This window comes from Butyricimonas sp. BSD2780061689_150309_C8 (genome assembly GCF_015560935.1).
GTDB classification, from domain to species: Bacteria; Bacteroidota; Bacteroidia; order Bacteroidales; family Marinifilaceae; genus Butyricimonas; species Butyricimonas paravirosa.
In genome coordinates, this window is record NZ_JADMSV010000004.1 from 128,440 (window position 1) to 142,033 (window position 13,594).

Annotated in this window: 12 protein-coding genes; 1 reads left to right on the forward strand and 11 read right to left on the reverse strand. The window is 43.6% G+C overall.

The features are described 5' to 3' along the window. Positions 1–453 precede the first annotated feature (453 nt). Positions 454–1,821 carry a Gfo/Idh/MocA family protein gene (locus I2I33_RS06130; protein WP_087421301.1) on the forward strand — a complete coding sequence of 456 codons (1,368 nt, stop codon included), beginning with the start codon at positions 454–456 and terminating at the stop codon, positions 1,819–1,821. Between the two features lie 67 nt (positions 1,822–1,888). Here I2I33_RS06130 and I2I33_RS06135 read toward each other — a convergent pair whose 3' ends face one another. From I2I33_RS06135 to I2I33_RS06185, 11 genes are all read right to left on the reverse strand, one after another. Continuing rightward, complete coding sequence (locus I2I33_RS06135) at positions 1,889–3,310, reverse strand: monomeric [FeFe] hydrogenase (protein ID WP_087420956.1); 1,422 nt, start codon at positions 3,308–3,310, stop codon at positions 1,889–1,891. Then, a complete protein-coding gene (locus I2I33_RS06140) occupies positions 3,300–3,554 on the reverse strand; it encodes a hypothetical protein (protein WP_087420957.1) in 255 nt (84 codons plus the stop codon). The genes I2I33_RS06135 and I2I33_RS06140 overlap by 11 nt, the downstream gene beginning before the upstream one ends. 36 nt (positions 3,555–3,590) lie before the next feature. Next, a complete protein-coding gene (locus I2I33_RS06145) occupies positions 3,591–4,775 on the reverse strand; it encodes a SpoIIE family protein phosphatase (RefSeq protein ID WP_087420958.1) in 1,185 nt (394 codons plus the stop codon). 11 nt (positions 4,776–4,786) lie between these two features. Further along, a complete protein-coding gene (locus I2I33_RS06150) occupies positions 4,787–6,505 on the reverse strand; it encodes a [Fe-Fe] hydrogenase large subunit C-terminal domain-containing protein (RefSeq protein ID WP_087420959.1) in 1,719 nt (572 codons plus the stop codon). Next, a complete protein-coding gene (locus I2I33_RS06155) occupies positions 6,496–6,744 on the reverse strand; it encodes a (2Fe-2S) ferredoxin domain-containing protein (RefSeq protein ID WP_018338306.1) in 249 nt (82 codons plus the stop codon). The genes I2I33_RS06150 and I2I33_RS06155 overlap by 10 nt, the downstream gene beginning before the upstream one ends. Before the next feature lie 401 nt (positions 6,745–7,145). Continuing rightward, entirely contained in the window at positions 7,146–10,151 is a 3,006-nt protein-coding gene (secDF, locus tag I2I33_RS06160; protein WP_195666754.1) for a protein translocase subunit SecDF, read from the reverse strand. Positions 10,152–10,248: 97 nt separating this feature from the next. After that, the gene (locus I2I33_RS06165) at positions 10,249–10,674 is read right to left on the reverse strand and encodes a retropepsin-like aspartic protease (RefSeq protein ID WP_087420961.1); all 426 of its coding nucleotides are present in this window, start codon (positions 10,672–10,674) and stop codon (positions 10,249–10,251) included. Between the two features lie 125 nt (positions 10,675–10,799). Further along, positions 10,800–11,081, reverse strand: coding sequence for a hypothetical protein (locus I2I33_RS06170; RefSeq protein WP_195666755.1), 282 nt, complete (start codon positions 11,079–11,081; stop codon positions 10,800–10,802). Positions 11,082–11,140: 59 nt separating this feature from the next. Further along, positions 11,141–12,541: a cell envelope integrity protein CreD gene (gene creD, locus I2I33_RS06175; RefSeq protein WP_087420962.1), complete on the reverse strand. Its 1,401-nt coding sequence runs from the start codon at positions 12,539–12,541 to the stop codon at positions 11,141–11,143. Between the two features lie 65 nt (positions 12,542–12,606). Next, positions 12,607–12,909, reverse strand: a complete 303-nt coding sequence (locus I2I33_RS06180) for a winged helix-turn-helix domain-containing protein (protein WP_027202823.1) — start codon at positions 12,907–12,909, stop codon at positions 12,607–12,609. A gap of 20 nt (positions 12,910–12,929) precedes the next feature. Then, positions 12,930–13,583 (reverse strand): hypothetical protein, encoded by a 654-nt coding sequence (locus I2I33_RS06185; RefSeq protein ID WP_118304426.1) that lies wholly within the window; start codon positions 13,581–13,583, stop codon positions 12,930–12,932. Positions 13,584–13,594 lie beyond the last annotated feature (11 nt).

Sequence of the window (13,594 nt, forward strand, 5' to 3'; positions counted from 1 at the left end):
TTCTTGGGTGACTTCGTTTATTCTGGGTAATATATCCTTTTGCCCTAGGTAATAATTTCCAGATTGTTTCCTTATAGTTCATTTAGACCATGGAGCATTCATCTTGGATTCATGTTGCATTCACCTTCGATAAAATTGGTTTTTGATATGGTTATGTTTACAAATTGGGTGGTATATGTAGTATATTAGTTATTTGGAAAGGTATACTTGGTTTACTGGGGTTGTATACTCATTGTATATCCAGAAAGATCGAAAGGATAGCGAGAGACGGTTTGCTATGCGAGTTAGATGAAACGTGTTTATTAGTAAAAACAAATTAACTAATAGCTGGAATAGGTATTGATGTTATTTAAAATTTGTATCTTTACACGTGATATGTTTGTTGTGTTTTTAATTTGACAATTTATGAAAAAAATGACATTTGTGTTTGTCGTGGCAGCCATTTTGTGCGGAATGATTTGTTCCTGTACCAATGGTGTATCAGAAAAAGAGACGAAGAAAAGTTTAATGATCGAGGTGCCTGTTCCAGAGCGTCCCGCTGGGCAGAAGGATGTAGTAAATTTGGTAACCTCTAAGCTGGATACCGTGCGGGTAGGGTTTATCGGTTTGGGAATGAGGGGACCCGGTGCGGTGGAGCGATTCCTGCATATACCCGGAACGAAGGTAGTTGCCTTGTGTGATATTCGCCCGGAACAAGTGGAGAAATGTCAGGGAATTCTGAAGAAAGCAGGGGTTCCGGAGGCTGTCGGTTACTCCGGGAGCGAGGATGCATGGAAACAGCTTTGCGAACGGGAGGATATTAATTTAGTGTATATTGCTACGGATTGGTTACATCATGCTCCGATGGCGTTGTATGCCATGGAACATGGGAAACACGTGGCGATCGAGGTTCCTGCTGCTATGAACATGGAGGAAATTTGGGCGTTGATTAATATGGCAGAGAAGAAACAGTTACATTGCATGATGTTGGAGAATTGCGTGTATGATTTCTTTGAATTGACGACGTTAAATATGGCTCAACAAGGTGTGTTTGGTGAAGTTTTGCACGTGGAAGGGGCTTATATTCATAATTTGGAGGAATTCTGGCCTTATTATTGGAATAACTGGCGTATGGATTATAACCGGAAACACAGGGGTGATGTTTATGCTACTCACGGAATGGGACCGGCTTGCCAGTTGCTGGATATTCACCGAGGGGACAAGATGAATTACTTGGTATGTATGGACACGAAGGCTGTTTCTGCTCCCGAATATTTGAAGAATAAGACCGGGGAGGACGTGAAAGACTTCAAGAACGGGGATCACACGATCACGTTGATTCGCACGGAAAATGGGAAAACCATCCAGATTCAGCATGACGTGGTGTCGCCTCGTCCGTATAGCCGGATGTACCAATTGACGGGAACAAAAGGATTTGCTAATAAATATCCGGTTGCGGGATATGCTTTGAAACCGACACAAATTTCATCGGATGTGGCTCCCGATCACGAGGATTTGAATTCTCACGGTTTTGTTCCGGAGGATGTGAAGAAGGCTTTGATGGAAAAATATAAACACCCGATTCAGATCGAGTTGGAAGAGCAAGCCAAAAAAGTGGGGGGACATGGTGGAATGGATTTTATCATGGATTACCGTTTGGTATATTGCTTGCGAAATGGATTACCGTTAGATATGGACGTGTATGATTTGGCAGAATGGTGTTGTTTGGGTGAGCTGACAGCTCTTTCTTTAGAGAATAACAGTGCTCCGGTGGCGATTCCTGATTTCACCCGCGGAGGTTGGAACAAGACGAAAGGATATCGTCATGCGATGGTGAAGTAAATCACGATTGAGATATAAAAATAACGGCTCTCTTTTTTCCGAGGGCCGTTATTTTAGCTACCTTATTTTATTTTTCTAACGCTTTCTTGATCTGCCGTTTGGCTAATGTAAGCGGAGCTAGTGAACAAGGTCCGTTCACGCAGCCACCATCACACGCCATTACTTCGACAAACTGGGCTTCCGGTTTTTTCACCATAGTTTTCAGTAAAGTCTGGTTCTTCTTGTCAAGTCCTTCGATGGAAAGAGTCGTGTAACCATTTCCAACAGCCTCTACAATAGCATTGCGAACTCCACCGGCTTGAGCGTATCCGCGGGCGAATTTCGTAACTTCCGGATCCAATGGTAATTCTTCACAAGTTTCCGGATTAATGTCATAAGCCACCATGAATGCTCCCAATTCTTCGAAACTCATCACGTAGTCTACTTCCGGAACGTACATTTCAGCCTCGTAACGTTTAGCCAGACACGGGCCGATAAATACGACTTCGGCATCCGGATATTGTTCTTTTACCCGGCGGGCGGCATAAACCATCGGGCTACGGGTGTCGGAAACAAACGGTTTTACCATGGGGGCGTGTTTGTCGACCCAACCCACGTAAGCCGGGCAGCAGGAAGTGGTCATGAAAGGTTTCCCTTCTTCCATGCGTTCCAAGAATTCGGCTGCCTCGTTGCGGGAAGTATCTTCTGCTCCCAAAGCTACTTCTACCACGTCGTCAAAACCGATGGCCTTGATGGCGGAAAGAATCTGTCCCGGAGTTGCATTGAACTGTCCGTAGATAGCCGGAGCCGGAATAGCTATGATTTTCTTGTCCGGGGCGGTAATGCTCTTGTATACGTCGATCACCTTGGAACGTTCCATGATCGCTCCGTAAGGACAAGTTTGCATACATTTTCCGCAATAGATACATTTATCTTTGTCAATATGCTCGGTTCCGTCTTCGCCTTTGGTGATCGCTTTCACCGGGCAAACATCCTCGCAAGGTACGGGCGTGTACACGATCGCGTGGTAAGGGCAGACTTTAGAACATAGTCCGCAACCCACGCAGTCTTCCTGCGTGATGCAAGCTTTACCTCCCTTGAAAGAGATTGCCGCTTTCGGGCAGTTCATCAAACAAGGACGTCCCTCGCAACCGCGACACATGTTAGTCACGAAGTACTGGGATTGCATACAAGCACTACAAGCCTCATGGACCACGGAAAGAATATTCTCTTTCGTATTCTTGTTATCAAGTGCTTTCTGTGCGAATTCAGACAAGGGGATCAGGTCGATTTCCTCGTCCGTGATCTCGAAACCCAAGATTGAAATAATCTTATGTTTCAAGATGTAGCGATCTTTATGCACGCAACACTTGATTGGTCTTTTATTTTTTGGGCGCATTTCCACCGGAATGTATTTCACCCCATCTACTAGATTTTCTTCCTTTAAAAGTTTTACAATTCTAATCAGTAACTCACGTTTCGTGAGCATCGCAAAATTGTCATATAACATTTCTTACTTCCTCTTTAACGATTTGTATTAAACTATTTTTACTAACGCCAGCAATACGTTTTCCATTTACTTCAATAAACGGTGGGGCTTGTTCACCTTTGCCACACCCTAAACATGGAGAATAGCTTATATTTAGATGTTCGAGGATATTTTGGGGAAGAGATTCAATCGTGTCTCTCAACTCTGCGCCACCCATGACATAGCACATGGTTCCTACGCATATTTTTACATTTACTTTTTCCATAGTGTTGTGAGTTGGTTTTGTTTTTGATTTTATCCCCTAAATATACATAATCTCGACATCTTTCAAATACTTTGTCTCCAATAAAAATTTTATTTTTTTGACCACGTTTCTCCGGATCTCTAACTCCACGGGAAGATTGGGATCCTGGTGCGCCGTGTTGATACGGGTTCCCACGAGTAACGTGATTTTATCACTATTCAACAACATTCTCACCATCATCTCTGCCGGTCCGGCTTCCCGACGGCGGTCAATATCTCCTTCCGTCAGGATACGCTCAACCTTACCTAACGTCAGAATTCCTTCGGTGACAAGATCGACACCTTCCATCTTGGAGATGGGAGGGAGTTCTTTGTCCACGATATTCATGTCAACTTCCATTTTTGCTCCCAGTTCACGGGAGATAATGGTCGCCGTGGTTCCCCCGCACAGGATCTTTTTCCCTTGAAATTCCCGTACCCGGTTGGCCAGGTATTTATCGTTCTTCTCGTCGTAGGGAGGTCCGGTGCATACAAGCAGGTTACGGGGTTTTCGCATATAAATGACACAACAACTCGTGTCATCTTTCAGCGAGTAACCGTCGTTCTTTTCCGCTTGATTCACTATCTTATGTGCCAATTCCTTGGCGGATATATTATTATATTGATTTACCAGGTTTGCAATATATTCTTTTGCCCCGTCTTCCCAACCAAAGGGCATTTTAGCCGTTCCCATTCCGGATTGGCTAACCCCATCACTGAAGAAGATAATTCGATCTTCTTTTTCTAGCGTGAACTCGGAAATCCACAGAAACGTATTTTCAAGGTCTTCCCGTTCCACCGGAATTTTCTCCTTGGAAATACTGACAAAATGCCCGTTCCGGTACAAGTAGTAGGAGGGAGTTTCATATTCGATAATTTTCACGTTACCGAAACAGTCGATGTCACAGATACAAAAGGTCGAATAACTGATCTTTCGCACCATATCTTTCGGTAAAGTATTCATGATCGAGGTGGAGGTGCGCAGGATACTCTCGTTCATGGCGGTAAAGTTCATGGCCATGGTTGCCGTCATCGTGGATAGGACACAGGCTTTGATCCCGCTTCCCAGACCATCTGATAACACGCTGATGACACGTCCCTCACCTTTTAGTTTTTGAGACATGAAACAATCCCCGCAGACAACATTGCCCGCTTTATTCTTCTGGAAGAAGTCAACCTCGATGAAATTACCGTTGTTTCTCAAGACAAATGAAATTAGAGTGGTTTCTTTTGATCATTTTTCTTGTAAGCCTCCATTACGGTGCGTAACGTGGCATCCGTGAAAGCGGCATTTTCCCCAAGCAAACAAGCTACTTGTTGGACGGTTTCCATGTGTTTCTTGATTACTTCCTGAGTCTTTTCGAGCATCCATTCTTTACGGACATAAGGTTCGCGTAGATCCTGTAATAACCCGAAAACCAACCGGTGAGGTTGTATGTTATAGATGGATATAATCCATGTGCGGTCTTCTTCCCGTACCTGTCGTTCGATAATTTCCTTACCGGTTGTCAACACGGCACGGAACAAGTCCTCGTAGGAACAGATGTTTTTCAGCTCCACGCCGTTCAAACCGGGATCGACCTCGTAAATAGAGGCAATGTCCTCTCCCATGAGAGTGGCGCAGGATTGATTCATGTCCACGACTTTCAATTCCGAGTTGACGAGTAGTACTCCGGCCGGAATCTTTTGGAGGAGTACGGTGGCCTTATCATGCGCGATTCTTCTCATGTAAGATACACACATATTTTCTTCGGCCCGCCCTTCCAGCATGGCAATGGCGAAGTCACGACAAGTGTCGTAACCGCAACCACTACAATTTAATTCGTCTTCAGGTCCGGTTTTGCCCACGACGGCCATAGCTTGTTTGATTTCCTCTTCCGTGTAGGTGTGATCTTGCACGTGAGGGTCTTTGCAGAATAGAATCTGCAAATCGATATTTTTGAAATCATCCTTGGGATTTCCCAATTCCGATTGATGAATAATCTCGTATCTTTTTAAGGCCGGGGATATATGGCTCAATTTGGCAGGACCGTTGATGCATCCGCCCTTGCAAGCCAATAATTCCAAGAAAATGGAATCGTTCTCCCGGTGTGAATCCAGTTCTTTCAACACGTCTTTCACGGTTGAAAGTTCCGAGAAAGCCATGTGATGTATTTGTTTTTTGCCCTCTTGCATCCCTTTCAGCATTCCACCCTCGATGGGGTAGTAGGCGCCCATCCCGGAACGGTAAGGCACGAAACGAGCCTCCGGTTGATTCGGTGCGATATTTTTCAAGTTGATGTCGGATTGTTCGAACCATTTTTTCAAGTCCTTGAACGTGATTACCACGTCAACGAGGTTATTAAAGTAGTCCGCTTCCAACTTCTTACAGATACAGGGACCTGCAAACACGATTTTCACATCTTCCCCATATAACTGTTTCAAAATCTTGGCGTGAGCCAGCATAGGAGAAATAATCGGTGTGATAAAACGTGCGTGATCCGGGGAATATTTTCGGATATATTCAACAACAACTGGACAAGCCGAAGAGATGTACACGCCATTTTCGGCTTCTTCCAGGAATTTCTCGGTTCTATCCGTGACGATTTCTGCTCCCAGGGCAGTTTCCGATACACTTGTGAAACCTAAACGTTTGATGGCGGCAATTAGCACGCTGGAATGAATTCCTTCGAATTCACTCACGTACGATGGAGCCAGTGATAGAATGACTTTGGGATTCTGCGTAAGGGTTAATTTCGCCCGGGTTAACCCGTCACGTATCTTTTTAGCCCCGGTTGGGCATACTTGTGTGCAATGCCCGCAGTAGATGCAACGATCTTCAATGATAGATGCCTGATTGTTTTCCATCCGGATTGCCTTCACGGGACATTCCCGGATACATTTATAACAATCCTGACAATTGTCCGGTTCAGTATAGATGGGTCTTAGTTGCATGGGAATTCTTCTTGTAAGATTTTGTACAAACGCGATAGATTTACTTCTTCATACACTTTGTCATCGATCCGGATAATAGGACCCTTACTACACAATTCCTCGCACAAATGCCCGCAGAAATCGATCTCTGCCTCCAAGTTATTTTCACTCAGATATTTCTTGATCGCTCCGAGGTTGGTATTGTTTCCCCGGGAAAAACAAGAACTTCCTAAACAGATTCTGATCTGACGCTTTGACATACTTGTAATTGTTCGATTATCCTGTTGCTGCTTTCTACGTTACAAAAGTAGGATATTTATTGTTACAAACCCAATTATATTGCAACTTTAATATTGATATATCATTTTTACTTTCAATTTGTAACTTTTTTGATGTTATTGAAAGGGGATTGCGAGTGACTCTCTCCGGGGTCTCTCCGTATTTTCCTGTATATATGAAATTAATATCAAGGAAATATCGCCCACAAGTGAACCTCTTTATCCAGTCGACTTCCCGTTGACTTCCCGTTAACTTTCCGTTGACTTACGAGCGAGACACCGGCGTATGTATACTGTAATACCGGAGTGAGTACCTTTATTCTGTGTGCAAAAAAATAGCTCCTTTTTACAGGAGCTATTTTGTATAAACTTGAAATATTTTTTTATTTCTTCTCTTCTACTTTCTTTTTGAATCTTCTGGTCAAGTCGAAAGAAATAGGAGTTGCGATGAACAGTGATGAGTATGTACCGACAACGATACCTACTAACAAGGCGAAAATGAATCCCTTGATAGAAGCACCACCGAAAACGAATATCGCTAACAACACGACGATGGTTGACAATGAAGTACTGAATGTACGACGTAACGTAGAGTTCAATGCGTCATTTACTACTTGTTCATCATCTCGTTTCGGGTATAGTTTACGGTACTCACGGATACGGTCGAATACAACTACGGTATCGTTGATGGTGTAACCCACAACCGTCAACACGGCAGCGATAAAGGATTGGTCAACCTCCAAAGAGAACGGTAAGAGACCGGCAAATAGGGAGAATGCTCCGATCACGATAATCGTGTTATGAGCCAAACCGACAACTGCTCCAGCACCATATTGCCATTTTGAGAATCGTACCATGATGTAGATAAAGATTCCAACCAAGGCAAACAATACCGACCAAACGGCAGCTCTTGTCATGTCTTCAGCCACGGCTGGGCCGATCTTTTGAGTTTGTTGCAAGTTCACGCTGCGGAATGTTTCGTAGTCTGTTCCGGCAGGAAGAATTTCTTGTAACCCGATATATAATAATGAGTCTACATTTGCGTCAACATCAGCTCCGGTTTCAGCAATCCGGTATTTCGTGGTGATCTTCACGTTATTTGCAGTTCCCACGGTCTTCACTTCCGGAGCGCTTCCGTAAACTCCTGCCAGTTTCTCTGCAACATCACCCACTTGTACGTCTTGTGCGAAAGTCACGGTATAAGTTCTACCTCCCACAAAGTCGATACCTTTATCCAAACCTCTGGTGAACAAGGATACGAAACAAAGTACAATCACGATACCGGAAATCGTGTAACTGATTTTCCGTTTTTTCAAGAACGGGAACTTGGTATTTCTCAACCAGTTTGCAGTTAACGGGGTTGTGAAGGTAACATTGTCACTCTTGGATGCAGCTCTTTCAAGGATCAAACGAGTGATGAAGATAGCCGTGAATAGAGAAGAAAGGATACCAATGATCAACGTGGTTGCGAAACCTTTGATCGGGCCTTCTCCAAAGTAGTACAGGATAAATCCGGTTAATAACGTGGTCAACTGACCGTCGATAATAGCCGAGTAGGCATTACTGTAACCTTCCTTGATAGCAAGTTTCAATCCCTTACCGGCTCTGATTTCCTCTTGGATACGTTCGTAGATCAACACGTTGGCATCGACGGCCATACCCATGGTCAACACGATACCGGCAATACCGGGTAAGGTCAACACTGCTCCAATGGATGCCAGAATACCGAACAAGAAGAACAAGTTGGCGAGCAATGCGATGTCGGCAGCCAAACCGGCATTCTTACTATAAAAGAATAACATATAGGCCAATACCAACACGAATGCGATGATGAATGACCACATACCGGATTGAATAGCCTCTTGTCCCAGTGATGCTCCAACTACCTCGTCAGCAATGATACGTGCGGGTGCGGGTAATTTACCGGATTTCAAGATGTTTGCAAGGTCACCTGCCTCTTTCACGTCAAAACGTCCGGAAATCTGAGAGCTACCGCCCTTAATCTCGTCGTTTACGTTAGGAGAGGATGCAACCATACCGTCAAGTACAATAGCGATGCAACGTCCGATATTATCTTTTGTCAAACGAGCCCATGTTTTGGTTCCCTCTCCGTTCATCTGCATGGAAACAACCGGACGACCTTGTTGATCATAGTCTTGTCTTGCATCAATTACAGCGTCTCCTTCAAGCGGAGCTTTACCATTACGCGTGGTAATTTTGATGGCGTGTAAAGGAACCATACCGTTTACAGCTTTCATTTCCCACAATAAACGTGCGTTTCTGGGGAAAGCTGCTTTTACCTGCGGTAATCTCAAATAGGCGTTGATTTTAGCCGTATCTTTAATGTTGGCATATCCAATTGTAGAACCACCCACGGGTTGAAATTGTTGAGTTACGTTAGGTGATAATATGGCAAGAAGCGGGTGTTCTTTCTCGTATTCAGCCATGCTGGTTACCGTTTTCAATGAATCAGATTCACCTTTGATCGCGTCTAGGATGGCTGATTCTTTATCTTGCACTTTAGTCGTGTCAGTTACCTGAGCGGTTGTTTCTTCATTCGCAACTTTGGATGCTTGGGCGTCAAGAACCTCTTTTAGTTTTTGATCTGCGGCAACCAAATAGTTGAAGAATGCATCTTCTCCGGCATCTTGTCCTTTCGCGTTGTCGAATGTTTCATAGAACTCCAAAGCGGCAGTTCCTTGTAACAACTCTCTCACACGTTGCGGTTCCTTGATACCCGGCAACTCGATAACGATTCTTCCGGAGATGTCTGCTTTACGGATATTGGGTTGAGCAACACCAAAGCGGTCGATACGAGTACGAAGAATGTTAAACGTGTTGTCGATAGCTCCGTCAGCCTCTTTGCGGATCACGTCAAGAACTTCCTTGTTGCTAGCTCCGACTTTGATCTTTTCTTTCATTTCGTGAGTACCGAAAATAGCCGGGGATGCTAGTTGCGCTCCCGGGGCAATTTTTTCGAAAGCCTCACCGAAAAGGGTTACGAAGTCTTTCGGGCTGGAAACTCTCATCTTCACGGCTTCCTCGATTGCTTGATTGAATGCGGGATCCGTGCTGTGGTTTGCCAGACTTTTTACCACGTCTACCACGTCAACTTCCATGGTCACGTTCATACCACCCTTCAAGTCCAAACCGAGGTTCAGTTCCAACTCCTTACATTCCTTGTAAGTGAATTTGGCTAAACCAAGGAAATTGTAGACGGGTTGGTTTGCGACCGAATCTAAATACTCTTTCTCTTTAATAGGGTTACCGTTGGCGAACTCCTTCGCCGCGTTCTCTACCTGGTTGGTTTTATAAGTAAAAAACAACTGATAAAGACTCACCAATGCCAAAGCAACAGCGAGTAGTGTAATCGCTCCTTTATTCTGCATCTGTTTAATGAATTTATAATTACTTAAGCTTCAATTCTTCTTTTAACACATATTTAGTGCGCAAAAGTATAACAATTTTTTCAAAATTGCTATACAATTAGGCAGATACTTTTAATGTTAACTCCTTATTTCCATAATCAATGACCGCCTCATGCCTGACGAGAAAATCGCTCCCCAACAATCCGGCAACCCTGCGTTGCAGGTGTTTGTCGTATAGAGAATTCACGTACTGCAAGTCGATGACTGCCGCGTGGATATTCTCGATCGTGTGGTTGCCGATTTGTAGAGCCGTGATATTCACAAGCTGAACCTCATTAATTTCTCCGCACACACCCCCGGAGTTAATCTCGGAAACATCATCCAGCGGTTCATAACTAAACGGTGTAAGTTTGTCTATGACCGTCACGGATGCTCCCGTGTCTATAATGAAATCTCCCTCAATGCTACCGATTTGCAGAGAGACGATGATGTGAAAGCTGTTATCTTCCAGTTCAACGATCTCTATCGGAATCTTTATCTCCATATTTTAAAGTTTGCACAAACTTACGCATTTTCGGTGAAATCCAAAAAAGAGGAATGTTAATTTCGGAAAGAAATCAAGGAATAAAGCTAATAATTACAATTCGTTAATCCTCGTGTATGCTGTTCTTAGCACGATATGAATAAACAATTGAACGTGTAAATGGTTATTAGAGAGGAAAATGCCACGGATAAAATTCCCAGCAAAATCATATTGGCGGTTTGGAGCTTGATATTGTAAAGGCCTATGATCACACTGGCTATGGATTGCAATCCGGAAATCCCGAAGATCGTTAGGGCAAGATAATGGCCGAAACGGTTGTTGTATATTCCTATCGAGTACAAGGTGACTAGGAAAACGACGAGTAGGGATAGCGTGATAAATAAATTGTGTATCCAGAATTTTTTCATGATGTTGTCGATTTTTGTTTTTCCTCTTTCCGGTTGGTCCCGGAAAGAGGAAAAAGTGGTTATTGGTTATTGTACCAGTTTATTTTTTGAGAGAAATACATGATAATCGCTAAGATAACGAATAATCCGATGCTCCCCACCAGCAGTGCGTAGGTTTCCAGTTGGATCAGGAAGAAAATGTAGGCGTAAAGGCAAGCCAGAAGTCCTCCGATCGTGAATGCCGTTTTCTTTATTTTTAAAATACCGACCATGTAGAACGTGATGAGTAAAGTGGTCATGAGGGCGGAGATGATATAGGCGGGGGTGAAACCGATATGTTCGGACGTGGAGACTAATAGCGTGTAGAACAAGCATAGGGCCAGTCCGATAAGTAGATATTGAACCGGATGAATGTTCTTTTTCTGGAATATTTCCACGAAGAAACTGACAACGAAAGTCAATATGATGATTAAAAAGGCGTATTTAGCGGAGCGTGTGGATTTCTGGTATTGGTCTACCGGGAACAGGAGATTTACCCCGAATGTGGATTCCGTGATGGCGTAGTTCGTGTATTGGAATCCCAAATTGTCATCCGTCATGTCCCTGTATTCGTTCGTGGTGGCACGATAGGGACTCTCTTTGAGAATCTGTGAATAGTTCCGGTTGAATTCCAGTACTTCCCATTTGCTCGTGAAACCTTCTGACGAGACCTCTCGTTCGGTGGGTAAAAAGGCTCCATTGAAGCTTGGGGTTTGACAATTTGAACGAATGGCGACTTTTGTTGTTCTGCCAAGAGGGGTAAATTGAATGGATTCGGAGCCTTTCAGTTTGAGTTTTATCGTGAAATGAACGACCGAATCGTTTGCAAACAGTTGTTGTGGCGTGATTTTCGATGATATGCCGGAAACGACGAGGCTGTGGGGATCAACCCCGGGTGTGAAATTCAGTTTTCGGTTGTCCCATTCAAGCGAGATTTGTTCATTGATTCCTCGCAAATCACTGATCCCAAGGTTGATTGTGGCACCTTCAATCCACTTGTCGTTGGTGAATAGATTGCTTTCTTTCAGGTCTCTGGCCGAGAATGTCCCGGTAATCTCCAGCGTGGAATTGTAAACGATAATTTCATATAGTCCTCGTTTGAGTTCCTGCGTGTTGACATCTCCGGTGATGTTCAGTTGTTCGGGGAGATAATTGATATATCCCTTTTGGTTCTCTCCTTTTTGGTTCTGGTAAAAATAAGGGATGGTTAATATCGGGCCAATGAGGGTTTGAGACTTACTCCATTTCTGTTGCACCTCTTGTGCGGCGGCATTTGCTGTCATTTCCCTTTCATTGATTAGTCCTCGAATCATGCTCATGGGAATGAAAGACAAGAGGATTAGGAAGGCAATGAGTACAATCTTTAGAACTAAAGAGTCTTGTTTGTTGAGACTTTTTCGTGTGCTGTTCTCTTTTTGATTTTTTGCTGTTTGTTCGTCCATGGTGTATTGTATTTAATGTTATTTGAAAAGAACTTTGAATTTCAAAGTATAATAAGTAAAAAAAATTATATATTCTGGTTCCTTAAAAACTCTTCCAAAGCGTTTAAGTGCTTTGCAAAAGCCTCCCGGCCTTTCTGCGTGACGGAGAACGTCGTGTTGGGGCGTCGTCCGATGAATTGTTTCTGGCATTGGATGTATCCCAATTCCTCAAGACTTCTGGTGTGGCTGGCTAGGTTCCCGTCCGTGAGATCGAGTAAATTCTTGAGGGTTACGAAATCTACCGATTCGTTGACAATCAAGATGGACATGATCCCCAAGCGTGCCTTGCTTTCAAAAGCCTTGTTTATATTTTCCAGGTATTCTTTCATGGATTGCGATTTACACTTGGTTACGGTCTTGCCGGATGCTGTTTATGTTCAACTTTATAATAAAAGTATATTCCTGCCGCTATATGAAGTAATCCGAAACCGGTAACCCAGAATAAAAGGGCATGGGTGATTGCGAAACTGTCAACGAGGCCTAACAGAATCTCCGCGTAACCTAGGTAGCGTATGTCCGAATAGGTATACTTGGAACAATTCACTAGAGATAACCCGTAGAAAATGAGCATTATGGAAGAAGTCAATCCGTAATATTGCTGCCATATTAAAGAGAAACAAAGAATCCCGCCAGTCAGCAAGGGAAGGAAGAAATTCCAAAGCAAACGGTGAACGGATTTATCTTTAAAGATGTTTCTACATCCTTTTTTGGCTTTTTGGTAGCTCATCGTGAAAGTGGTAAGAAGGGAAAGAGCGAGTACTCCCAGCGCGATTAAGCAAATTGATGCGAGCTGGTAAGTGGTGTTGATATTTAATAATGGTATATTAAACAAGGTGTCAAAAGAGTCTTGTTTGTTTAGAATAAAGTAGGCCAAGCCGGTTCCGATGCAGGCATAAATGCCAACGAGAATAGCGGAAATTCCGCTTATCGACATGAATTTCGTGGATTTTTCCATGAGTTCTTTGATGTCGTGTAATGTATCGAGCGCTTCTTTATTTTCCATATTCTAAAAGT

What these genes read in the sequence shown, in the direction of transcription:
- I2I33_RS06130 (WP_087421301.1), top strand. Translation starts at nt 454, where the DNA reads ATGATTTGTTCCTGTACCAATGGTGTATCAGAAAAAGAGACGAAGAAA.
- I2I33_RS06135 (WP_087420956.1), bottom strand. Translation starts at nt 3,310, where the DNA reads ATGTTATATGACAATTTTGCGATGCTCACGAAACGTGAGTTACTGATT.
- I2I33_RS06140 (WP_087420957.1), bottom strand. Translation starts at nt 3,554, where the DNA reads ATGGAAAAAGTAAATGTAAAAATATGCGTAGGAACCATGTGCTATGTC.
- I2I33_RS06150 (WP_087420959.1), bottom strand. Translation starts at nt 6,505, where the DNA reads ATGCAACTAAGACCCATCTATACTGAACCGGACAATTGTCAGGATTGT.
- I2I33_RS06155 (WP_018338306.1), bottom strand. Translation starts at nt 6,744, where the DNA reads ATGTCAAAGCGTCAGATCAGAATCTGTTTAGGAAGTTCTTGTTTTTCC.
- secDF (WP_195666754.1), bottom strand. Translation starts at nt 10,151, where the DNA reads ATGCAGAATAAAGGAGCGATTACACTACTCGCTGTTGCTTTGGCATTG.
- I2I33_RS06165 (WP_087420961.1), bottom strand. Translation starts at nt 10,674, where the DNA reads ATGGAGATAAAGATTCCGATAGAGATCGTTGAACTGGAAGATAACAGC.
- I2I33_RS06170 (WP_195666755.1), bottom strand. Translation starts at nt 11,081, where the DNA reads ATGAAAAAATTCTGGATACACAATTTATTTATCACGCTATCCCTACTC.
- creD (WP_087420962.1), bottom strand. Translation starts at nt 12,541, where the DNA reads ATGGACGAACAAACAGCAAAAAATCAAAAAGAGAACAGCACACGAAAA.
- I2I33_RS06180 (WP_027202823.1), bottom strand. Translation starts at nt 12,909, where the DNA reads ATGAAAGAATACCTGGAAAATATAAACAAGGCTTTTGAAAGCAAGGCA.
- I2I33_RS06185 (WP_118304426.1), bottom strand. Translation starts at nt 13,583, where the DNA reads ATGGAAAATAAAGAAGCGCTCGATACATTACACGACATCAAAGAACTC.